Consider the following 20,628-nt stretch of genomic DNA (forward strand, 5'->3'; position numbering starts at 1 on the left):
AACGCCAACGGCTTGAGGTTGGGTACCCTAACCTTAAAGCGAGCAAAATAACAACAGTAAAACTGTGAGCTTACAACGAGCATTGTTTGTACAGGTATGCATAATTGCCACGCCCTGGTGACAATACCCATAGAATCAATACTGGGGTTAGTGATAGAATGCCGTGCTTAAAGACTAACCTAGGCTACCTTTGTGTAACGTCATGGTTAGCAGGATGTTGCGACGGTGCGCCCTCAGGCCACCATACAGTCGAAAGTCGTGTCTTTAACTGCGCAATAACAGAATTCTTTTTCCCGTTAATGTAGTGCAAGTGCGTATGATTACAATAAAAAAGGGTTTGGATATCCCCATTGCTGGGACTCCTGCTCAGGTGATAAATGATGGCCCAGCCGTCAAGAAAGTCGCCTTGCTTGGCGAAGAGTACGTTGGAATGCGCCCCACTATGCATGTGCGAGTGGGTGATGTGGTGAAAAAAGGCCAGGGCCTTTTCGAAGATAAGAAAAACCCTGGTGTGATATTTACTGCTCCCGCAGCCGGTAAAGTGGTTGAAGTCAACCGCGGTGCCAAACGTGTTCTTCAGTCTGTCGTCATTGAAGTCGATGGCAACGAGCAAGTGACATTCAACAAGTACGAAGCCTCGCAATTGGCCTCCATTGAGCGTCAAGCGGTGGTTGATCAATTGGTTGAGTCGGGTATGTGGACCGCGCTCCGTACACGTCCGTTCAGCCGTTCACCCGCTATTGATGCGGTGCCGGAAGCCATTTTTGTTAATGCGATGGACACTAATCCGCTCGCCGCGGATCCGAAAGTGATCATTGATGAGCAAAAAGAGGCCTTCATCGCAGGTCTTGATGTACTCTCCCGTTTAACTGACAAAAAAGTGTTTGTCTGTAAGGCGGATGTTGAGTTACCTACCAGTCAGCAACCTAACGTTGAACAACATGTCTTCGCTGGTCCTCACCCAGCAGGCTTAGTGGGCACCCATATCCACCACTTGCGCTCAGCAAGCATGGAGAAAAAGGTGTGGCATCTTAATTTCCAAGATGTGATAGCGTTCGGCCACTTGTTCCTTACCGGTGAAATCAACACTGATCGTGTGGTGTCATTGGCCGGTCCGATGGTTAACAAGCCACGCTTGGTGCGCACGCAGTTAGGCGCGAACCTTGATGAGCTGACTGAAGGCGAGCTAATGGCGGGTGAAAGCCGTGTTATCTCTGGCTCTGTGCTGTCGGGGACAAAAGCGTCTGGCCCACATGCTTATTTGGGTCGCTTCCACTTGCAAGTCTCTGTATTGCGCGAAGGCAATGAGAAAGAGCTGTTTGGTTGGTTGTCGCCAGGTAAAAACCGTTTCTCAGTGACGCGTGCTTACCTTGGTCACCTATTCAAAGGCCAACTTTTCAATTTGACCACCTCGACCAATGGCAGTGATCGTTCCATGGTACCAATCGGTAATTATGAGCGAGTAATGCCACTAGATATCGAGCCAACAATGCTGCTGCGTGATATCTGTGCTGGCGATACAGATAGCATGCAACAGCTGGGCGCGCTGGAGTTAGATCCTGAGGATTTGGCCCTTTGTACCTTTGTCTGTCCAGGCAAGTACGAATACGGACCAATGCTCCGCGAAAGCCTAGAAAAGATTGAGAAGGAAGGGTAACTGATGAGCCTTAAAAATTTTCTAGAGCAAATCGAGCCACACTTTGAGCCAGGTGGCAAACATGAAAAATGGTTTGCCCTGTACGAAGCGGTTGCCACCATTTTGTACACCCCGGGTATGGTGACCAAAGCCGGCGCTCACGTGCGTGACAGCATCGATTTGAAACGCATCATGATCATGGTGTGGTTTGCTGTGTTCCCCGCGATGTTCTGGGGCATGTATAACACAGGTAACCAAGCCATCATGGGATTGATGGACTTGTATTCTGGTGACCAACTGGCACAGGTGATCAGTGGTAACTGGCATTATTGGCTCACCGAGTCGATTGCGGGGCCGCTAGCCGCCGCGGGATGGGGAACCAAAACCATTCTAGGGGCCACCTACTTCCTGCCTATTTATGCCACCGTATTTATTGTGGGTGGTTTCTGGGAAGTCCTGTTCTGCATCGTGCGTAAGCATGAAGTCAACGAAGGCTTCTTCGTTACCTCGATTCTCTTTGCGTTGATCGTGCCGCCAACTCTTCCATTATGGCAGGCTGCACTGGGTATCACCTTTGGTGTGGTAGTTGCAAAAGAGATTTTCGGGGGAACCGGACGTAACTTCTTGAATCCTGCCCTTGCGGGACGCGCGTTCTTGTTCTTTGCTTATCCCGCGCAGATCTCTGGCGATTTGGTGTGGACTGCTGCAGACGGTTACTCAGGCGCAACGGCACTGAGCCAATGGTATGCCGGCGGCGAGGGCGCATTGCAACATAATGTCTCCGGGCAAGCGATGTCATGGATGGACGCCTTTATCGGTAATATCCCTGGCTCTATCGGTGAAGTGTCAACCTTGGCTATCTTGATTGGTGGTGCGGCCTTGGTATATATGCGCATTGCCTCATGGCGCATCATCTTAGGTACCTTCTTGGGTATGGCCGTTGCGGCAACCCTGTTTAACCTGATTGGTTCCGACACTAACCCAATGTTTAGCATGCCTTTTTACTGGCACTTGGTACTAGGTGGCTTTGCATTCGGCATGATGTTTATGGCAACGGATCCCGTTTCAGCCGCGTTTACTAACAAAGCGAAGTGGTGGTACGGCGCATTGATCGGTGCCATGGCTGTGATCATTCGCGTGGTCAACCCAGCATACCCTGAAGGCATGATGCTGGCGATCCTGTTCGCTAACCTGTTTGCACCCTTGTTCGATAACTTGGTGATTCAGGGCAACATCAAACGGAGACTGGCTCGTAATGGCAAGTAGTAACGATAGTATTAAGAAAACGCTGATCGTTGTTATCGCGTTGAGCTTGGTGTGCTCAATCGTGGTGTCCGGTGCAGCGGTAGCGCTACGTCCTTTGCAGCAGATGAACGCAAAGCTAGACGTACAAAAGAACATTCTTTCAGTCGCCGGCATTGATGTGTCGGGCGGTAAGAGTGCGATAAACGATGCGTACAACAAGTACATTGAGCCGCGCCTAGTTAGCCTAGAAAAAGGCGACTTTGTTAGCGCTGATGCGGTGAATGTTGAGGAAGTCGCTGACTATGATCAGCGTGAAGCCGCCAAAGACCCTGAATTGTCAAGAAAACTGAGTGGTAAGGAAAACATTGCGGGTTTTGGCCGTCGTGCTGATATCGCGAAGATCTACTTAGTGAAAAACGACGCAGGTGATTTGCAACGTCTCATCTTGCCAGTTAAAGGCTCAGGTCTTTGGAGCATGATGTATGCGTTTGTTGCGGTCGAGCCCGATGGCAATACGGTGGCAGACATCGTCTATTACGAGCAAGGTGAAACGCCGGGCTTGGGTGGCGAAGTTGAAAACCCGAAATGGCGCGCGAAGTGGGATGGCAAAAAGCTGTTTAACGACCAAGGCGAGCCTGCTATCAAGGTGGTTAAAGGCGGTGCACCGAGTGATAGTGAACACGGTATTGATGCGCTATCGGGTGCAACCCTGACCAGTAACGGTGTGGAGAAACAATTTGATTTCTGGCTAGGTGATTTGGGCTTTGGTCCATTCCTAGCAAAAGTTCGTGAGGGAGGCCTGACCAATGGCTGAAGCGAAAGAACTGAAGAAAAATCTGCTATCGCCGGTGTTAGACAATAACCCGATTGCCCTTCAGGTTCTCGGTGTATGTTCGGCACTGGCGGTGACCACGCAGATGCAAACGGCCTTTGTTATGACCTTGGCGGTGATGTTCGTGACCGCTATGTCTAACTTGTTCGTATCGCTGATCCGCAACCACATTCCTAACAGTGTACGTATCATCGTGCAAATGGCGATCATCGCGTCATTGGTTATCGTGGTTGACCAGACACTCAAAGCCTTTGTCTACGATATTTCCAAGCAGCTATCGGTATTTGTTGGCCTTATCATTACCAACTGTATCGTGATGGGCCGCGCGGAAGCGTATGCGATGAAATCGTCGCCGCTGCCGTCATTTATCGATGGTTTGGGTAACGCACTAGGTTATGGTTTCGTTCTGATGACGGTTGCCTTCTTCCGCGAGCTTCTGGGCTCAGGCTCTGTCTTTGGCGTGTCTATTCTGCCTGTAGTCAGTGAAGGGGGTTGGTATCAGCCAAACGGCATGATGCTATTGGCCCCATCTGCATTCTTCCTAATCGGCTTTTTGATTTGGATTGTGCGTACCTTCAAACCAGAACAAGTTGAAGCGAAGGAGTAACAGCACATGGAACATTATTTGAGCCTGCTGGTGCGCTCAATCTTTATTGAGAACATGGCGCTGGCATTCTTCCTCGGCATGTGTACGTTCTTGGCGGTGTCCAAGAAGGTAAAAACAGCGTTCGGCCTCGGTGTCGCCGTGGTGGTGGTATTGACTATCGCAGTACCGGTTAACAATTTAGTCTATAACCTGATCCTACGTGAAGATGCACTGGTGAAAGGGATCGATCTTAGCTTCCTCAACTTTGTGACCTTTATCGGTGTTATCGCCGCATTGGTTCAGATTTTGGAAATGGTATTAGATCGCTTCTTCCCGCCACTTTATAACGCGTTAGGTATCTTCCTGCCGTTGATTACGGTGAACTGTGCCATCTTTGGTGGCGTATCATTTATGGTACAGCGTGATTACAACTTCGCAGAGTCAGTCGTATACGGCTTTGGCTCTGGGGTAGGCTGGATGTTAGCCATCGTCGCCCTTGCGGGTATCCGTGAGAAAATGAAGTATTCAGACGTGCCGCCAGCACTGCGGGGATTGGGGATCACCTTTATCTCTGTTGGCCTGATGGCATTGGGCTTTATGTCTTTCTCTGGTGTGCAACTGTAAGCCGGGTAAACTGCGAGAAAAGGAATAGTCAATGGACATTATTCTTGGTGTAGTGATGTTTACTCTGATTGTGCTGGCATTGGTATTGGTGATCTTGTTCGCCAAATCCAAGCTGGTACCAACCGGAGACGTCACAATTGATATCAATGACGATCCTGAAAAAGCGATCGTTACTCAGCCAGGCGGTAAACTGCTTGGCGCACTGGCCGGTGCTGGTGTGTTTGTATCGTCTGCCTGTGGTGGCGGTGGTTCATGTGGTCAGTGCCGCGTGAAGATCAAAGAAGGTGGTGGTGATATTCTGCCGACCGAGCTTGACCACATCACCAAAGGTGAAGCACGTGAAGGTGAGCGTCTTTCATGTCAGGTTGCAGTCAAGCAAGACATGAAAATTGAGCTTCCCGAAGAAATCTTTGGGGTGAAGAAGTGGGAATGTGAAGTTATCTCCAACGATAACAAAGCCACCTTCATCAAAGAGCTTAAACTGCGTATCCCTGATGGCGAGTCGGTTCCCTTCCGAGCTGGCGGTTATATTCAGATTGAAGCGCCACCGCATCACATCAAATACTCAGACTTTGATATTCCTGAAGAATATCGTGAAGACTGGGAGAAGTTTAATCTTTTCCGCTATGAGTCGAAGGTGGATGAAGAGATTATCCGTGCATACTCGATGGCAAACTACCCAGAAGAGGAAGGCATTATCATGCTGAACGTGCGTGTGGCAACGCCACCACCACGTAATCCTGATGTGCCACCAGGTCAGATGTCGTCCTATATTTGGTCACTCAAGCCAGGTGACAAGTGTACAATCTCTGGGCCATTCGGTGAGTTCTTTGCTAAAGACACCGATGCGGAGATGGTATTTGTGGGTGGTGGTGCCGGTATGGCGCCAATGCGATCACACATCTTTGACCAGCTTAAGCGTCTGAACACCGATCGCAAGATCACCTTCTGGTATGGTGCGCGCTCTAAGCGAGAAATGTTCTATGTCGAAGACTTCGATATGCTCCAAGAGCAAAACGATAACTTCGAGTGGTATTGTGCGCTATCGGATCCGCTTCCAGAGGATAACTGGGAAGGGGACACGGGCTTTATTCACAATGTCCTTTATGAAAACTACTTGAAAGATCATGAAGCGCCAGAAGATTGTGAATATTACATGTGTGGGCCGCCGATGATGAACGCCGCCGTGATTGGTTTGCTTAAAGACCTGGGTGTCGAAGACGAAAACATTCTTCTGGATGATTTCGGCGGGTAAACACCGACAGTCTGTCTTACCTCTTAATGGCTGGCCTATGGGTCAGCCATTTTACGTATGAAACTGATGTCGAAGGACACCACTATGAAGACGTTATGGTTACGCTGTGCATGGGTATTTGCGCTAGCTGTCGGATTGCTCGGTTGCGACCGTGCTCCTGAGCTGGTGCATCTGACCGGTGAGACCATGGGAACATACTACTCGGTGAAATATATCGCCACCGACAACGCGCCATCACAGGATGTGATTCAAGCTGAAATTGATAAGCGCTTGGAACGAGTCAACGATCAGATGTCGACGTATCGTACCGATTCTGAACTCAGCCAGTTCAATCAGCGGAAAGCAGATACACCAATGGACGTATCGCCAGCAACCGCGACCGTGGTGAAAGAAGCGATTCGGCTGAATGAGTTCACTCAAGGGGCGCTCGATGTCACTGTAGGCCCGTTGGTGAACTTATGGAGCTTTGGCCCCGAGAAACGCCCAGAGAATATTCCGAGCGACAAAGACATCGCCTCACGCATGGAAAGGATTGGGTTGGAGCATTTACAGGTTGAAGGCAACACCCTCACCAAAACCCATCCTGACTTGTATGTCGATTTGTCGACGATTGCCAAAGGGTATGGGGTAGATATGGTCGCCAATTATCTCGCCACGCTTGGTCTCGATAATTATTTGGTTGAGATTGGCGGTGAGTTACAATTAAAGGGTGTCAACCAAGATCAAAACCCGTGGCGGATTGCCATCGAAAAACCCAGTACTGGCGCGCAATCTGTGCAAGAGATCATTCAGCCCGGTGATATGGCCGTCGCTACGTCTGGCGATTACCGTAACTATTTTGAGCAAGATGGTGTACGTTATTCGCACATTATCGACCCCAAAACAGGACGACCCATTAATCATCACCTCGTGTCCGTCACTGTGCTTGATCCGTCTTGCATGACCGCCGATGGTTTAGCGACGGGCTTTATGGTGTTGGGGCCGGAAAAGGCCATGGCGCTGGCCAACCAAGCGGATATTCCCGCGTTTATGGTGGTCAAAACCGATGACGGGTTTACAGAAATGGCGTCAGAGGCCTTTAAACCATACCTAAACCGTTAGTGCGTCACGCGCACTGGCGGCTATTACACGCATTAGGCGTGGAACTAGCGTTCAGCGTTATGTTGCTGAGCGTGACGACTAAAAGTAGGTGAGCAATTATGTCAGTTTTTCTTATCACCTTTGCTGTCTTTGTACTCGTCATTGCCGGCATGGCAATTGGTTACATCGTGCAGCAGAAAACGATCAGTGGTAGCTGTGGTGGCTTAGGGGCCGTCGGTATCGAGAAAGAGTGCGACTGCCCAGAGCCATGTGATGCGCGGAAAAAGCGAGAAGATCGCGCGGAAAAAACGCGTGAATGGAAGAAAAACCAAATCATCTAAAGAGAATGCCCACCGTGGTGACCGCCACGGTTGGGCTGTTAGCGACGCAGCATAATGACGAGCTCAAAAACCCGCCGAGCGAGCAAGAAAATTATCCATATCGACATGGACTGTTTTTATGCGGCCGTTGAAATGCGGGATAATCCTGCGTTACAAACCATTCCCTTAGCAATTGGTGGATCTGCAGATGGGCGAGGTGTGATAGCGACCTGTAATTATCCGGCGCGCCGATTTGGGATCCGCTCGGCAATGGCGACCGCCCAAGCTCTTAAACTGTGCCCTGGGTTAACCGTGATGCGCGGCGATATGGGCAAATACCGCCGAGTGTCTCAGCAGCTTCATGCTATCTTTCATCGCTACACCGATCTCATCGAGCCGTTATCTTTGGATGAAGCTTACCTCGATGTCACCGACACTGTTTGTCTACAAAACTCTGCGACGCGGATAGCTCAAGCGATTCGGCGCGATATTTATCAAGAGCTTGGTCTCACCGCATCAGCCGGTGTAGCACCGGTGAAGTTTGTCGCTAAAGTCGCCTCAGACAAAAACAAACCGGATGGCATTTGTGTGGTGGGGCCTGAGCAGGTGGATGACTTTGTCCGTGACCTCCCTTTGCAGTCAATTCCTGGTGTGGGTCGAGTCACATTGACGAAACTACATGAATGGAACCTTTTTACCTGCGCAGATATCCAGGCCTGCGATCAAACCGATTTGATACAGCGGATGGGGAAATTTGGTGCCGTGCTATGGCAGCGGGCGCACGGTATTGACCCACGAGAGGTTGAAGTTGAGCGAGTTCGCAAATCCGTGGGCGTAGAGCGGACCCTCTCGGAGGATATTGACCAGCTCGAGGCCTGTCTACCCTGGATAGATCACCTCTATCAAGCGTTATTGGTTCGCTTAGAAAAAGCCGATGCTAGTGGCCGAATTTGTCGGCAGGGGATAAAAATCAAGTTCAATGATTTTCAAACCACCACGGTGGCGCATCGATGCGAGTCACTTGACCGCGCGTTGTTTGATACCTTGCTGCATGAGGCGTTTTATCGTGGAGAGGGACGACACATACGACTGATTGGACTATCGGTGGGATTGGGGGACGATAATGCCCCCCAACTTAGCTTACTGGGTTAGGCTGATTTAGTGGGGATCGCCTTTAAAATCGCCTGCATTTGCTGCCAGTAATGGCCCACACTATCGATATGCACTTTTTCATCGGGTGAATGTGGGAACTTGATGGTCGGGCCGAAGGAGATCATATCCATCGTTGGATACGGCTTCTTAAACAAGCCACATTCAAGGCCAGCATGAATCACCATAATGTCAGGCTTACGCTGATAAATACCTTCATAGGTGTCACGGAAAATATGCATGATTTGTGAGTCAGGATCGGGCTTCCAGCCTGGATATGCGCCTGAAAACTCGACCGTGACATTGGCGAGGCTTGCCAAAGATTGCAGCATCCCCTGCATCATTTCTCTGCCCGAATCGATTAACGAGCGGATCAGAAATAGCACAGTAATGCGATCCTCTTCGGTGTTGATAACCCCTAAATTCAGTGACGTTTCGACCACACCCGGAACATCATCACTCATTCTGACAACGCCGTTTGGTGCGGCATTCAAGGCCGCCAATAAACGGGATTGCACGGCGCGTGTCAGCGGTGCAATGGGGTTATCACACGGCTCTAGAATGACAGTGACTTGCTGTTCAAGCTGGCCAAGTTCGTCTTTCATCAGCATGGCAAAATCATCGACAGCCGCCGCCAGCGCTTGCTGCTGGCCTTTAGGGATGGCGATATCGGCAAACGCCTCTCGCGGGATGGCATTACGCAAGGTGCCGCCCCGCAATGCGAGTAGGCGTGTATCCGTTTCTCCAAGATGATGACTGAGCAAACGGGCCAGTAATTTATTGGCATTGGCGCGTCCGGTGTGGATGTCGACTCCTGAGTGACCACCTTTTAGCCCTTTGATCCCCACGGTAAAGCGCGCAAGCTCCTCGTCGTTGATTTGTCGCTCAATCGGAAAATGCATGCTGGCATCGACGCCACCGGCACACCCCATATAGACTTCGCCTTCTTGCTCCGAATCCGTGTTGAGCAAAACGTCGCCTTCTAGCCATCCTGCTTCCAAGCCAAATGCGCCATCCATTCCGGCTTCTTCATTGGTGGTAAGTAGCACCTCTAGCGGGCCATGCTCAATGTCATCAGCGTCTAGTACCGCAAGGCATGAAGCCATGCCAATGCCATTGTCCGCGCCTAATGTCGTGCCATCAGCGGTCACCCAGTCACCATCGACATAAGGACGAATAGGATCGCGAGTGAAATCGTGATCGGTATGCTCGTTTTTCTGCGGCACCATATCCAAGTGGGCTTGGAGTACGACCCCTTTACGGTTTTCCATTCCGGGCGTTGCCGGTTTACGAATAAATACGTTCCCCGTTTGATCCTGACGGACGTCTAGGCCGCGCCCTTTAGCCCAGTCGATAATAAATTGAGCAAGTTGCGACTCATGATAAGAGGGATGAGGAATAGCACAGATCTGGTCGAAGAATGCCCAAACGGGGCGGGGTGATAATTGGCTGATTTCAGACACGGTAGACTCCATTTTATTTTATCTATGGCCTTTTTCGTAGCAGGCCTCTCTGGAATGGAAAAACAAACCCAAGGATATCACTGTCTCTATGTCGACAACAGTCACGGAGAGAAACCACTTATGCCAGCATTACTAGGCGTTTTTACTGTAATTAAATTACACATATGAACTTTTTGTGACTATGGTCACCATTATGCTTGTAAATAAATTACCATTGGGGTATTATCTAGACATTGGCAACCAAGCTTGCCAGTTGTTCATGGAGTGAACCCGAGTATTCGCCTCCAAGGAACCGAGATAAATGTGAACAACATTGGTTTAAACTTGAGAGAGGTTAAAAATGGAAGGCATGGTATCAAGCTACTACTGGAACCAGCAGTCAGTCTATACACAAGGTTTTACGTATCCGGCACCGTTCGGGTATAGCAAGTAAGTTTTACGATTCCCCCGCTCTTACAGAGACATTTCTGATCCAGAAGCAAACGCTTTAATTCTGGCGCCGCACAATGTGTGGCGTTTTTTTTGCCTGTTTGCTACCGAATAATGACGATTTTGACAGTTATCTGTTCGAGTCGGCGATATTTACCCTTGTTCCGGTCTTTTTACGCTGGAAATTTCCGCCATCGATCGGTAAGATTTGCGCCAAATTTTACCACGCAAACGTTTTCCTTTTGGTATCTAGCGATACACCACTTTTAGTTTGGGACATAACCGATGTTAGAGCGTTTATTTAAACTCAAGGCCCATGGCACAGATCTTCGCACGGAAGTGATTGCTGGGTTTACCACTTTCTTAACCATGGCGTACATCATATTCGTCAACCCATCGATTTTAGCCGAAACGGGCATGGACAAAGGCGCTGTCTTTGTCGCCACCTGTCTCGCTGCCGCAATTGGTTGTTTGGTGATGGGGATTGTTGCCAACTATCCGGTGGCGCAGGCGCCGGGGATGGGCTTGAATGCTTTCTTCACCTACACGGTGGTTTTGCAAATGGGACACTCGTGGCAAGTTGCGCTAGCGGCGGTCTTTATCTCGGGCCTATGTTTTATCTTGCTGAGTGTATTGCGCGTGCGAGAGTGGATTATTAACTCCATTCCTATGTCATTGAGGACGGGGATCTCCGCTGGTATTGGTCTTTTCTTGGCACTGATTGCCTTACAAAATGCGGGGATTGTGGTTGATCATCCAGCCACCATGGTGGCACTGGGCGATGTGACCGCGTTCGCCCCCGCGATGGCGGCACTCGGATTCTTCCTAACCATTGGCCTTGTACATCGTGGTTTGAAAGGGGCGGTCATGATTGCGATTTTAGCGGTCACCGTGATTGGTGTGATTGCCGGAGATGTGGCTTATGGGGGCGTGATGTCAGCACCACCGAGCTTAGCACCGACGTTTATGCAGCTAGATTTTTCTGGCGCATTGGAAGTGGGGTTGGTGTCGATTGTGTTCGCATTTTTGTTTGTTGACCTTTTTGATACCGCAGGAACCTTAGTGGGTGTGGCACAGCGCGCGGAACTTCTCGACAAAGATGGTAAACTACCGCGTTTAAATCGTGCTTTACTGGCAGACAGTACCGCGACCTCCGTCGGGGCGCTTTTAGGCACGTCAAACACGACTTCTTACATTGAGAGTGTCTCCGGGGTCGCCGCGGGCGGGCGCACAGGCCTAACGGCGGTCGTTGTCGGCATCTTGTTTTTGCTCGCGCTCTTTTTTGCGCCGCTCGCAGGGATGGTGCCAGCTTATGCGACCGCCGGCGCATTGTTTTATGTGGCGATCTTGATGATGTCTGGCTTAGTCGGTATCAATTGGCGAGATCTCACAGAAGCGGCCCCTGTGGTGGTTGTCTGTTTGCTGATGCCGCTGACGTATTCGATTGCAAGCGGTATCGGGCTTGGCTTTATTGCGTTTTGTGCCGTAAAAACCTTTGCGGGCAAAGGGCGAGAAGTCCCTGTCAGTATTTGGATTTTGGCGGGGTTGTTCTTACTCAAGTTCGTTTTCTTGGTGTAAAACAGCTGCCCACATTGATGTTATAACAAGGCGAGAGTCGCCACGAGGTTTTCACCATGAGCAATAAGTTTATTATCACTTGGGACAATATGCAGATGTACACCCGTCAGTTGGCGGAGAAATTGCTGCCCGCAGAACAATGGAAGGGGATTATTGCCGTGAGCCGCGGAGGCCTCGTGCCCGCTGCCATACTGGCTCGTGAATTGGGTATTCGTCATGTCGATACTGTGTGTATTTCAAGCTATGACCATGACCATCAACGCGATATGCGAGTGGTGAAGCAAGCCCCAGGTGATGGTGAAGGCTTTATCGTGGTGGATGATCTGGTCGATACCGGAGGTACCGCAGAAATGGTCCGCCAGCTATACCCGAAAGCGCGCTTCGTCACTGTCAGTGCTAAGCCTGCAGGGAAACCTTTGGTAGATGACTATGTGGTCGATATTGCCCAAGACACCTGGATTGAACAGCCTTGGGATATGGCGGTCAGTTATATTGATCCCATCGCCAAGTAAGTCATTCATACTCCCACCCCAAAAAAACGTCGCGTTGTTACGCGGCGTTTTTGGTTTCTGGGGTGACGCTTTTGGCTGGTATGGCTGATTAGTGCGGAAAATCATGGCCTTGATATGTGTATGGTTTAAACTAACAGCACGTTACATAAAAAGCCTAGGAGCGGGTGTGTCGGACAACGAATCACAAAACCTATCGGTCAAACTGTTTGCTAAACACAAGCATGCCACCGAGACATCGACCCTGTTCGGTGCCGTTCAGCAAACCCAACAGTCAGATTACTCGGCATTTGATGGTGACAGCGAGTCGAGTTGGTATCGAATGCGCCGTCGTGGTCAGTGGACGTGGCAAGGGGTTGAGCCATTGGAAATGGAGGCCATCTTTGCCCGTATCGCTCACTCAGACAACTCGCGCTCGGTAGAAACATTGCTCGATACCGTTGAAGGCTACCGCTCGGGAAACTGGAATTATGAATGGACAGCGGTTGGCATGCAGCATCAAAAAGCCGCCCAAGCCTTGATGGATGAGGGAAAAGCCAAACAAGCAGGGGAGCAATGGCTACAAGCTTGCACATATTTTGGTATTGCCGCTTACCCACACTTGAAAGGGGACAGCTTGGCGCTACAGTCGGAAACCTTGGCATTTAAGGCGTTCGAGAGTGCGATTGCACAACTGCCGTTCACAGTGAAAACGGTGGAGACGCGGCTAGATGGGAAATCACTGAAAGGGTATCTCTATTTACCCCGCACCGACGCTACGCTACCGGTGGTTATCTTAAGCGGCAGCTTAGATAGCTTACAAACTGACTTGTGGCGCTTGTTTGTTGACTATTTTGCCCCCGCCGACATTGCGGTGTTGACCCTAGATATGCCTTCCGTGGGGCATAGCTGCCATTGGCACCTCAATGAAGATACCAGCCGTTTGCACACCGCGATGTTGGATAAGTTGGTCGATGTCCCTTGGGTGGATCATCATCGTGTGGGCACCATGGGCATTCGCTTTGGTGCCAATCCGGCAGTGAGAATGGCGTTTCTCGAGCCGCATCGTGTGAAAGCCAGTGCGTCACTCGGTGGCATTGTTCATGCGTTACTGACAGACGCCTCTTTAATGAAAAAAATGCCGCCTATGTACTTGGATACCCTCGGATCACGCTTGGGGCGTCGTATTCCTATCGACACATTAAAAACGCGCTTACAGGCTTGGTCGCTAAAAAATCAAGGGTTGCTTACTGGCCGACGCACAGAGGTGCCGATCTTAGCGCTTAGCCTAAAAGATGATCCCGTTTGTCCGGAGTCAGACAATCAAATGATCGCCAGGTACAGTCGCGGTGGCAAAGCCATGACGTTACCCAATACCCCACTGCACGATGGTTATCACCGTGCCTTGACCGAAACCGTTAAGTGGTTCGAGGGTGTGCTTTAATCGGGATACCGCGGCACGGATAGCATAGGCGCTATCCGTGAGAGGGGTAAAAATGAAGATGTGATCCACCGCTGAAAGCGGGATATTGTCGTTCACCTGATGGCTAAGCCCATGATATACCATGAACAAGGACGTCACAGTGCCATTGGAGGACACGATGAGCGATAAATTACCGCTTTCACATGGACGATTAAAAACACGCTTTACTGCATTGGGCCCGTACTTTCGAGAAGGAAAGTCAGACACCGAGCGCTACTTTTTCGATAGCCTTTCTGTCTGTGTGGATGCTAAAAAAGATCCTGACGCACGTGAGTTCTGGGGCTGGTGGTTTGAAATGACCCCGGAGGGGGAAGGGTTTACCTATCGTTATGGGTTTGGTTTATATGATAAAAAAGGGGATTGGGTCGCCAAGTCGATTCCGCGTGAAGCGCAAGCGGCCGTGGATAAAACCTTGACTAACTTTTATGCCAAATTGAGTGCGTTGCTGGACGATGAGCTAGGCCTGTCTCTTTCACCAAGCCAAGCACTGACTGAGCCGGAACTGGCCTGCTCTGAATAACCCGCCATTTGCCTGATCCCACCCCTTGTTAAATAGGTGAGGGATTGATAAAAGAGAGACATACGCTTTTGTGGATCAGGCAACCATGACAATTCAAGATGTATTTCAAGACGGTGACCTCGCGGCCAGCGTCTCTCCCCAAACGCTTGTGGTAAAACTCGGCACCAGTGTGTTGACGGGCGGTTCTGCGCGCTTAGATCAGGCACACATGGTTGAGCTGGTGCGTCAATGTGCCCGTTTACGGCAGCAAGGTCATCAGGTGATCATCGTATCATCAGCCGCGATTGCCGCGGGCAGAGAGCACCTCGGCTATCCAGTACTCGCTGACACGGTTGCCAACAAGCAAATGCTGGCTGCGGTGGGTCAGTGCCGTTTAATACAAACCTGGGAGCATTTATTTGGTTTGTACGGCTTTCAAGTCGGACAGATGCTGCTTACCCGGGCCGATCTAGAGCACCGTGAACGCTTTCTCAACGCGCGTGATATGCTTCAGGCCTTACTGGATAATGGCATTGTGCCGATTGTGAATGAGAACGATGCGGTTGCAACGTCCGAAATCAAGGTGGGCGATAATGATAACTTATCTGCCTTAGTGGCCATCCTCGCCGATGCAGACAAACTCCTCCTTTTAACTGACCAACCCGGCTTGTTCACGGCCGATCCGCGTTCAAACCCGGATGCCGAGCTGATTCGTGAAGTCCATACCATTGATGAAACCTTACGCAAATTAGCAGGTGGTAGCGTAGGGGGCCTGGGCACAGGTGGTATGGCGACCAAGCTTCAAGCGGCTGATATTGGCCGTCGAGCGGGGGTAGAGGTGACCATCGCCGCGGGGAGTAAGCCTGAAGTGATTCAAAAAGTCACCGCTGGGGATAACGCAGGCACGCGCTTTTTGCCCTTAGAAAGCCCCTTAGAAAGCCGTAAACGCTGGATCCTTGCCGGACCGCCACCCGCGGGGGATATTGTCGTCGATGCGGGCGCCATTACCGCCGTGACGCAAAAAGGTAGCAGCCTGTTAAGTAAGGGGATTGTTGCGGTGAAAGGGGCGTTTGCGCGTGGTGAAGTGGTGCGTATTCTCTCGGTTGAAGGAAAATGCGTCGCGCGCGGTATTTGTCGCTATACCGCCAGTGATTTGCGCCGTATCGCTGGCGCTCATAGCCAGCAAATCGCAGATATTCTTGGTTATGAATACGGTCCTGTCGCGATGCACCGTGATGACCTAGTCGTAGTAGACAATTAAAAGAGCAAAGACGGGGACATAATGAGTTTACAAAACATGGGCAAAGCAGCCAAAGACGCTGCGCACCAACTGGCCGTCACATCGACGAGCAACAAGAACCGAGCACTCGCCATTATTGCTGACGAGCTGGATGCACAGCAAAGTGCAATATTAGCCGCCAACCAAAGCGATCTCGCCGCCGCTCGTGAGGCAGACATGGATCCTGCGATGTTGGACCGTTTAACCCTGACCCCAGACCGTTTAACCAATATGGCGAGCGATGTGAGGCAAGTGATTGCGCTGGCCGATCCCGTGGGCCAGATGCTTGATCATAAGCTGCTTGAAAACGGCATGTCATTATCAAAGCGCCGTGAACCGCTAGGAGTGATTGGGGTCATTTATGAGGCGCGCCCGAATGTCACCATTGATATCGCGGCATTGTGCTTAAAAACGGGCAATGCAGCGATTCTGCGGGGAGGGAAAGAAACCTTCGCGACTAACCAGGTACTAGTGAGAGTGATACAAACTGGGTTAGAGAAAGCGGGATTGCCGCATGCCTCGGTGCAATATATTGAAAAACCTGATCGTGCGCTGGTCTCTGAGTTACTGACTCTTGATGATTATGTCGACATGATCATTCCACGCGGTGGTGCCGGACTGCACAAAATGTGCAAACAAAACAGTACCATCCCTGTGATTATCGGGGGGTTTGGCATTAGCCACTTGTATGTCGATCACAGTGCCGATCTTGATAGAGCACCCGATGTGATCCTCAATGCCAAGACAGACCGCCCATCCGCCTGCAACGCGCTAGACACCTTGCTGGTTCACAAAGACGTGGCAGCACAATTATTCGCTCGCTTGCTGACGGCGTTTAATCAGCATGGGCTGCACATTGTCGCCGGATCAAGTGCGCTACCGTATCTGGATGGCGTGGCGAAACTGCGTGAGGCGCAATCAGGAGACTTTGATACGGAATGGCTCGGGCCAACCCTTGGAGTGGTGGTGGTTGATAGTGTGGATGAGGCACTCGTGCATATGCGTGCGCACAATGCCAGCCATTCCGATGCCATTTTGACCAACGACTTGCAGGCGGCAGAAACCTTTATTAATGGTGCCGGCTCGGCGGCAGTGTACGTCAACGCCTCAACGCGCTTCACCGATGGTGCGCAGTTTGGGCTTGGGGCAGAAGTGGCGGTTTCGACGCAAAAGCTGCATGCACGTGGCCCGATGGGGCTTGAGGAGCTGACTACCTATAAATGGGTGGGGCGTGCGGACTATTTATCACGTCACTGAGTACCCAAGGTAACCGATAATAAAAAACCGCTAGTCTGGCTAGCGGTTTTTTTATCTCGACAGATTGGGCGTTTATTTAATTTCCACGCCTTTTGCCTGTAGATCGGCATGGTAGGAAGAGCGAACAAACGGGCCGCATGCTGCATGAGTAAAGCCTAAACCGAGAGCAATGTCTTTCAGCTCGTCAAACTCTTCAGGCGGGACGTAACGCTCTACTGGCAAGTGGTGTCGGCTTGGTGCCAAGTACTGGCCAAGCGTGAGCATGGTGACGCCGTGAGCACGCAAGTCCTTGAGAACCTCGATGATCTCTTCTTTGGTTTCACCCAAGCCCATCATCAAGCCCGATTTGGTCGGCACCTCTGGATGCATCTCTTTGAACTTTTTCAGCAGATCCAACGACCATTGATAGTTGGCACCAGGACGCGCTTTGCGGTACAAGCGTGGCGCTGTTTCTAAATTATGGTTGAAAACATCGGGTGGGTTGTTTTGCAGGATATCGAGTGCGCGATCCATACGGCCACGGAAGTCAGGAACCAGTGTTTCAATTTGGATCTCTGGATTGAGCGCGCGGATTTCTCGGGTACAGTCAACAAAGTGTTGGGCGCCCCCGTCACGTAAATCATCACGGTCAACCGAGGTAATGACCACATAGCGCAGTTTCATGTCTTTGATGGTTTGCGCCAGATGCTTTGGCTCTTCGCTATCAGGGGCGACGGGGCGACCGTGGGCAACATCACAGAAAGGGCAACGGCGGGTACAAATCGCCCCGAGAATCATAAAGGTTGCCGTGCCGTGACTAAAGCACTCCGCCAAGTTAGGACACGATGCCTCTTCACACACGGAGTGAAGATTGTTTTTACGCATCGCGTCTTTAATTTCTTTAATACGCGCAGTCTCAGCTGGGAGTTTGATCTTCATCCAATCAGGCTTGCGCAGCACTTCTTTTTGCTCGGTCGGCATATTTTTGACCGGGATAAGCGCCATTTTGTCGGCGTCGCGGTACTTAACACCGCGTTCCATCTGAATCGGTTTGCTCATAAATCGCTGCTTTCCGTTGTAAACTCAACCTCAGAGTACGTCAGCTGTTGAGTTAAAGTGTCTACCAGCACAGGTTGAACGTCCTCGAGCGTGACTTTGCCAACCTGATCGCTCAGTTGCGTCATGGCCATACCAGCGTAACCACATGGGTTAATACGCTGAAACGGTGATAAGTCCATATTGATGTTGAGTGCCAGTCCATGGAATGAGCACCCGCGACGGATACGGAGCCCAAGAGAACATATTTTTGCGTCGTTAACGTAAACACCGGGCGCATCTGGGCGGGCGTAAGCGTCAACGTGGAAGTGTGCTAGTGTGTTCACCACAAGATCTTCAATATGGCTCACGAGCGCTCGCACACCGACTTTTTTACGTTTGAGGTTAATCAGGAAATAGGCGACGAGTTGCCCTGGCCCATGATACGTCACCTGTCCGCCGCGATCTGATTGTACGACAGGGATGTCGCCTGGGACCAACACATGTTCCGTTTTTCCCGCTTGTCCTTGGGTAAAAACCGGATCATGCTCAACCAGCCAAACTTCATCACGCGTATTGTCGTCACGCCGATCGGTGAAGTGGCGCATCTGTTCCCAGACGCGGAGATACGGTTGACGGCCAAGGTGCCTTACAACGAGTTGGTGCTGCAAACCCATTTCCCATGTTGTTGTCAGTGGCGATATTATAGAGGCTGGCAGCGCGATTTAAAGCCGCCAGTCGTGTGGGTATTCGAATTAGAGCACCATGCGGACGATGTCAATTTCACCCAGCTCTTTATAGAGGACTTCCACTTGCTCAATGGAGGTCGCCTTAATGGTGATCGACACCGAGTGATAGGTACCCTTGGCACTGGGCTTGACGGCTGGGCTATAGTCGCCTGGCGCGTGGCGTTGGATCACGGTCAATACATGATCGGGTAGCTCAGGTTTTGCCTGGCCCACCACCTTGTAGGTGAATTGGCAAGGAAACTCCAATAGATCTTTTAATTTCGGTTGCTCTTGCATGTTAACTCCCAACTGCAGGCTGATAGAGGCACGCGTTTGTGCGATTGATCACGATTAACGCGAAATACTAATCTGCCAAGCGCGAGAAAACAAGCCGCCCACCAAGTTGGTGGGCGGCACAGAGAGGGATTAACCGACGAGGTTTTTAAACATCATCACGATGTAATCTATTAAGCGACTAAAAAGCCCGCCCTTTTCAACATCGTTTAGGGCGACAAGCGGGTATTCCGCCACATCTTCATCATCCACTTGATAGAAGAGTTTACCGACGACATCACCTTTACTGATCGGGGCTTCCAATGTGTTGTCGAGGACAAAACTGGCTTTCAGATCTTGCGCCTTGCCACGGGGAAGCGTGACAAAGGTATCTTCAGTGACGCCGAGCGCGACTTCGTCTGTATCACCCATCCAGACCTTCTCAGTCACAAAGGTTTCGTTGGCTTTATGGGGGGCCACGGTCTCGAAGAAGCGGAAACCATAGTTGAGGAGTTTTTTGCTCTCTGCTTTGCGGGCGTTGGCGCTCTTGGTGCCCATCACCACCGAGATAAGACGCATGTCGCCTTCAGTGGCTGAGGTGACCAAGTTGTAGCCTGCACCGTCGGTGTGGCCAGTTTTGATACCGTCAACGTTCAAGCTTTTATCCCATAGCAAGCCGTTGCGGTTGTATTGCGTGATACCGTTGTAAGTGAAGGCTTTTTCTTTATAAATACGATATTCCGCAGGCACATCGCGAATCAGGGCTTGGCCGAGCAGCGCCATATCGTACGGTGTGGTGTAAAGATCTTTGGAGTCCAAACCGTGAACATTAGAAAAATGGGAACTGTCCATACCTAGGGTTTCGCCCCAGCGGTTCATCAAGTCGACAAAGGCGTCTTCTGACCCCGCAACATGTTCAGCCATCGCTACACAGGCGTCGTTGCCTGACTGGATGATAATGCCACGATTGAGGTCGGCCGCTTTCACCGTGGTACCCACTTCGATGAACATCTTCGAAGAGCCGGGAAAGTTTTTGGCCCACGCATTCTCACTAATGACGACGTCATCATCCATTGAGATATTGCCACGCTCAACTTCCTGACCAATTACGTAACTGGTCATCATTTTCGTCAAACTGGCAGGATTAAGGCGTTGATAGGCGTTGTTTTCAGCCAGTACCTCGCCAGAATGATAATCCATCAATACGTAGCCTTTGGCGGCAATTTGCGGCGCATCAGGGACAACAGCAGGTGCGGCTTGAGCGGTAGCAGAGGCGAATAAGGCTGCAGAAAGCAGTGTACGCATGCGGAAAACGGTTTTATTCATCATTGTTAGTACTTATGTCGGTTATCGATGTCGATACTGTGCCCTCACTATACCAAATTGCGGATAGAGGGACAGGCTCGATTT

At 50.7% G+C, this 20,628-nt stretch carries 20 protein-coding genes; 15 read left to right on the forward strand and 5 right to left on the reverse strand.

Annotation, left to right across the window (positions count from 1 at the left end):
• Positions 1 to 316: 316 nt before the first annotated feature.
• The 9 genes from EHW56_RS05785 (at position 317) to dinB (ending at position 8,730) form a co-directional block, all read left to right on the forward strand.
• Complete coding sequence (locus EHW56_RS05785) at positions 317 to 1,657, forward strand: Na(+)-translocating NADH-quinone reductase subunit A (RefSeq protein ID WP_152796825.1); 1,341 nt, start codon at positions 317 to 319, stop codon at positions 1,655 to 1,657.
• 3 nt (positions 1,658 to 1,660) lie between these two features.
• Positions 1,661 to 2,902, forward strand: coding sequence for an NADH:ubiquinone reductase (Na(+)-transporting) subunit B (locus EHW56_RS05790; protein ID WP_152796826.1), 1,242 nt, complete (start codon positions 1,661 to 1,663; stop codon positions 2,900 to 2,902).
• Entirely contained in the window at positions 2,892 to 3,695 is an 804-nt protein-coding gene (locus EHW56_RS05795; protein WP_152796827.1) for a Na(+)-translocating NADH-quinone reductase subunit C, read from the forward strand. Before EHW56_RS05790 ends, EHW56_RS05795 begins: the two co-directional genes overlap by 11 nt.
• The gene (locus tag EHW56_RS05800; protein WP_046073753.1) at positions 3,688 to 4,320 is read left to right on the forward strand and encodes an NADH:ubiquinone reductase (Na(+)-transporting) subunit D; all 633 of its coding nucleotides are present in this window, start codon (positions 3,688 to 3,690) and stop codon (positions 4,318 to 4,320) included. Before EHW56_RS05795 ends, EHW56_RS05800 begins: the two co-directional genes overlap by 8 nt.
• 6 nt (positions 4,321 to 4,326) lie before the next feature.
• Entirely contained in the window at positions 4,327 to 4,923 is a 597-nt protein-coding gene (gene nqrE, locus EHW56_RS05805) for an NADH:ubiquinone reductase (Na(+)-transporting) subunit E (protein WP_046073752.1), read from the forward strand.
• 31 nt (positions 4,924 to 4,954) lie between these two features.
• Positions 4,955 to 6,178 carry an NADH:ubiquinone reductase (Na(+)-transporting) subunit F gene (gene nqrF, locus EHW56_RS05810; RefSeq protein ID WP_077668158.1) on the forward strand — a complete coding sequence of 408 codons (1,224 nt, stop codon included), beginning with the start codon at positions 4,955 to 4,957 and terminating at the stop codon, positions 6,176 to 6,178.
• Positions 6,179 to 6,262: 84 nt separating this feature from the next.
• Entirely contained in the window at positions 6,263 to 7,279 is a 1,017-nt protein-coding gene (locus EHW56_RS05815; protein WP_152796828.1) for an FAD:protein FMN transferase, read from the forward strand.
• Positions 7,280 to 7,377: 98 nt separating this feature from the next.
• Positions 7,378 to 7,599 (forward strand): (Na+)-NQR maturation NqrM, encoded by a 222-nt coding sequence (gene nqrM, locus EHW56_RS05820; protein ID WP_046073749.1) that lies wholly within the window; start codon positions 7,378 to 7,380, stop codon positions 7,597 to 7,599.
• A 54-nt stretch (positions 7,600 to 7,653) separates the two neighbouring features.
• Positions 7,654 to 8,730 (forward strand): DNA polymerase IV, encoded by a 1,077-nt coding sequence (gene dinB, locus EHW56_RS05825; protein WP_077578616.1) that lies wholly within the window; start codon positions 7,654 to 7,656, stop codon positions 8,728 to 8,730.
• Here dinB and EHW56_RS05830 read toward each other — a convergent pair.
• Entirely contained in the window at positions 8,727 to 10,202 is a 1,476-nt protein-coding gene (locus EHW56_RS05830; protein ID WP_152796829.1) for an aminoacyl-histidine dipeptidase, read from the reverse strand. The genes dinB and EHW56_RS05830 overlap by 4 nt on opposite strands.
• Before the next feature lie 702 nt (positions 10,203 to 10,904).
• Here EHW56_RS05830 and EHW56_RS05835 point away from each other — a divergent pair.
• The 6 genes from EHW56_RS05835 (at position 10,905) to EHW56_RS05860 (ending at position 17,203) form a co-directional block, all read left to right on the forward strand.
• Positions 10,905 to 12,197 (forward strand): NCS2 family permease, encoded by a 1,293-nt coding sequence (locus tag EHW56_RS05835; protein ID WP_046073747.1) that lies wholly within the window; start codon positions 10,905 to 10,907, stop codon positions 12,195 to 12,197.
• Positions 12,198 to 12,253: 56 nt separating this feature from the next.
• Entirely contained in the window at positions 12,254 to 12,709 is a 456-nt protein-coding gene (gpt, locus tag EHW56_RS05840) for a xanthine phosphoribosyltransferase (RefSeq protein ID WP_069361135.1), read from the forward strand.
• Positions 12,710 to 12,875: 166 nt separating this feature from the next.
• Positions 12,876 to 14,129 (forward strand): esterase FrsA, encoded by a 1,254-nt coding sequence (gene frsA, locus EHW56_RS05845; protein ID WP_172969992.1) that lies wholly within the window; start codon positions 12,876 to 12,878, stop codon positions 14,127 to 14,129.
• A gap of 157 nt (positions 14,130 to 14,286) precedes the next feature.
• Positions 14,287 to 14,688: a sigma factor-binding protein Crl gene (gene crl, locus EHW56_RS05850; RefSeq protein ID WP_046073744.1), complete on the forward strand. Its 402-nt coding sequence runs from the start codon at positions 14,287 to 14,289 to the stop codon at positions 14,686 to 14,688.
• An 85-nt stretch (positions 14,689 to 14,773) separates the two neighbouring features.
• Positions 14,774 to 15,928 carry a glutamate 5-kinase gene (gene proB / locus EHW56_RS05855; protein WP_077578638.1) on the forward strand — a complete coding sequence of 385 codons (1,155 nt, stop codon included), beginning with the start codon at positions 14,774 to 14,776 and terminating at the stop codon, positions 15,926 to 15,928.
• Between the two features lie 21 nt (positions 15,929 to 15,949).
• Entirely contained in the window at positions 15,950 to 17,203 is a 1,254-nt protein-coding gene (locus EHW56_RS05860) for a glutamate-5-semialdehyde dehydrogenase (RefSeq protein ID WP_152799433.1), read from the forward strand.
• Between the two features lie 72 nt (positions 17,204 to 17,275).
• On the opposite strand, the gene lipA is transcribed toward EHW56_RS05860, so the two are convergent.
• The 4 genes from lipA to EHW56_RS05880 all read right to left on the reverse strand — a co-directional run bounded on the left by lipA (position 17,276) and on the right by EHW56_RS05880 (position 20,523).
• Positions 17,276 to 18,241: a lipoyl synthase gene (gene lipA, locus EHW56_RS05865; protein ID WP_077605816.1), complete on the reverse strand. Its 966-nt coding sequence runs from the start codon at positions 18,239 to 18,241 to the stop codon at positions 17,276 to 17,278.
• Positions 18,238 to 18,888 (reverse strand): lipoyl(octanoyl) transferase LipB, encoded by a 651-nt coding sequence (lipB, locus tag EHW56_RS05870; RefSeq protein ID WP_172969991.1) that lies wholly within the window; start codon positions 18,886 to 18,888, stop codon positions 18,238 to 18,240. Before lipB ends, lipA begins: the two co-directional genes overlap by 4 nt.
• 84 nt (positions 18,889 to 18,972) lie before the next feature.
• Positions 18,973 to 19,242 (reverse strand): DUF493 family protein YbeD, encoded by a 270-nt coding sequence (gene ybeD / locus EHW56_RS05875; protein ID WP_152796835.1) that lies wholly within the window; start codon positions 19,240 to 19,242, stop codon positions 18,973 to 18,975.
• Positions 19,243 to 19,371: 129 nt separating this feature from the next.
• Entirely contained in the window at positions 19,372 to 20,523 is a 1,152-nt protein-coding gene (locus EHW56_RS05880) for a serine hydrolase (RefSeq protein ID WP_369795687.1), read from the reverse strand.
• Positions 20,524 to 20,628: the final 105 nt, after the last annotated feature.

This window comes from Salinivibrio sp. VGrn1 (assembly GCF_009377995.1).
Classification (GTDB): Bacteria; Pseudomonadota; Gammaproteobacteria; order Enterobacterales; family Vibrionaceae; genus Salinivibrio; species Salinivibrio siamensis.

Coding starts and splice junctions, on each gene's coding strand:
- EHW56_RS05785 (WP_152796825.1), top strand. CDS start 317: ATGATTACAATAAAAAAGGGTTTGGATATCCCCATTGCTGGGACTCCT.
- EHW56_RS05790 (WP_152796826.1), top strand. CDS start 1,661: ATGAGCCTTAAAAATTTTCTAGAGCAAATCGAGCCACACTTTGAGCCA.
- EHW56_RS05795 (WP_152796827.1), top strand. CDS start 2,892: ATGGCAAGTAGTAACGATAGTATTAAGAAAACGCTGATCGTTGTTATC.
- EHW56_RS05800 (WP_046073753.1), top strand. CDS start 3,688: ATGGCTGAAGCGAAAGAACTGAAGAAAAATCTGCTATCGCCGGTGTTA.
- nqrE (WP_046073752.1), top strand. CDS start 4,327: ATGGAACATTATTTGAGCCTGCTGGTGCGCTCAATCTTTATTGAGAAC.
- nqrF (WP_077668158.1), top strand. CDS start 4,955: ATGGACATTATTCTTGGTGTAGTGATGTTTACTCTGATTGTGCTGGCA.
- EHW56_RS05815 (WP_152796828.1), top strand. CDS start 6,263: ATGAAGACGTTATGGTTACGCTGTGCATGGGTATTTGCGCTAGCTGTC.
- nqrM (WP_046073749.1), top strand. CDS start 7,378: ATGTCAGTTTTTCTTATCACCTTTGCTGTCTTTGTACTCGTCATTGCC.
- dinB (WP_077578616.1), top strand. CDS start 7,654: ATGACGAGCTCAAAAACCCGCCGAGCGAGCAAGAAAATTATCCATATC.
- EHW56_RS05830 (WP_152796829.1), bottom strand. CDS start 10,202: ATGGAGTCTACCGTGTCTGAAATCAGCCAATTATCACCCCGCCCCGTT.
- EHW56_RS05835 (WP_046073747.1), top strand. CDS start 10,905: ATGTTAGAGCGTTTATTTAAACTCAAGGCCCATGGCACAGATCTTCGC.
- gpt (WP_069361135.1), top strand. CDS start 12,254: ATGAGCAATAAGTTTATTATCACTTGGGACAATATGCAGATGTACACC.
- crl (WP_046073744.1), top strand. CDS start 14,287: ATGAGCGATAAATTACCGCTTTCACATGGACGATTAAAAACACGCTTT.
- proB (WP_077578638.1), top strand. CDS start 14,774: ATGACAATTCAAGATGTATTTCAAGACGGTGACCTCGCGGCCAGCGTC.
- EHW56_RS05860 (WP_152799433.1), top strand. CDS start 15,950: ATGAGTTTACAAAACATGGGCAAAGCAGCCAAAGACGCTGCGCACCAA.
- lipA (WP_077605816.1), bottom strand. CDS start 18,241: ATGAGCAAACCGATTCAGATGGAACGCGGTGTTAAGTACCGCGACGCC.
- ybeD (WP_152796835.1), bottom strand. CDS start 19,242: ATGCAAGAGCAACCGAAATTAAAAGATCTATTGGAGTTTCCTTGCCAA.
- EHW56_RS05880 (WP_369795687.1), bottom strand. CDS start 20,523: ATGCGTACACTGCTTTCTGCAGCCTTATTCGCCTCTGCTACCGCTCAA.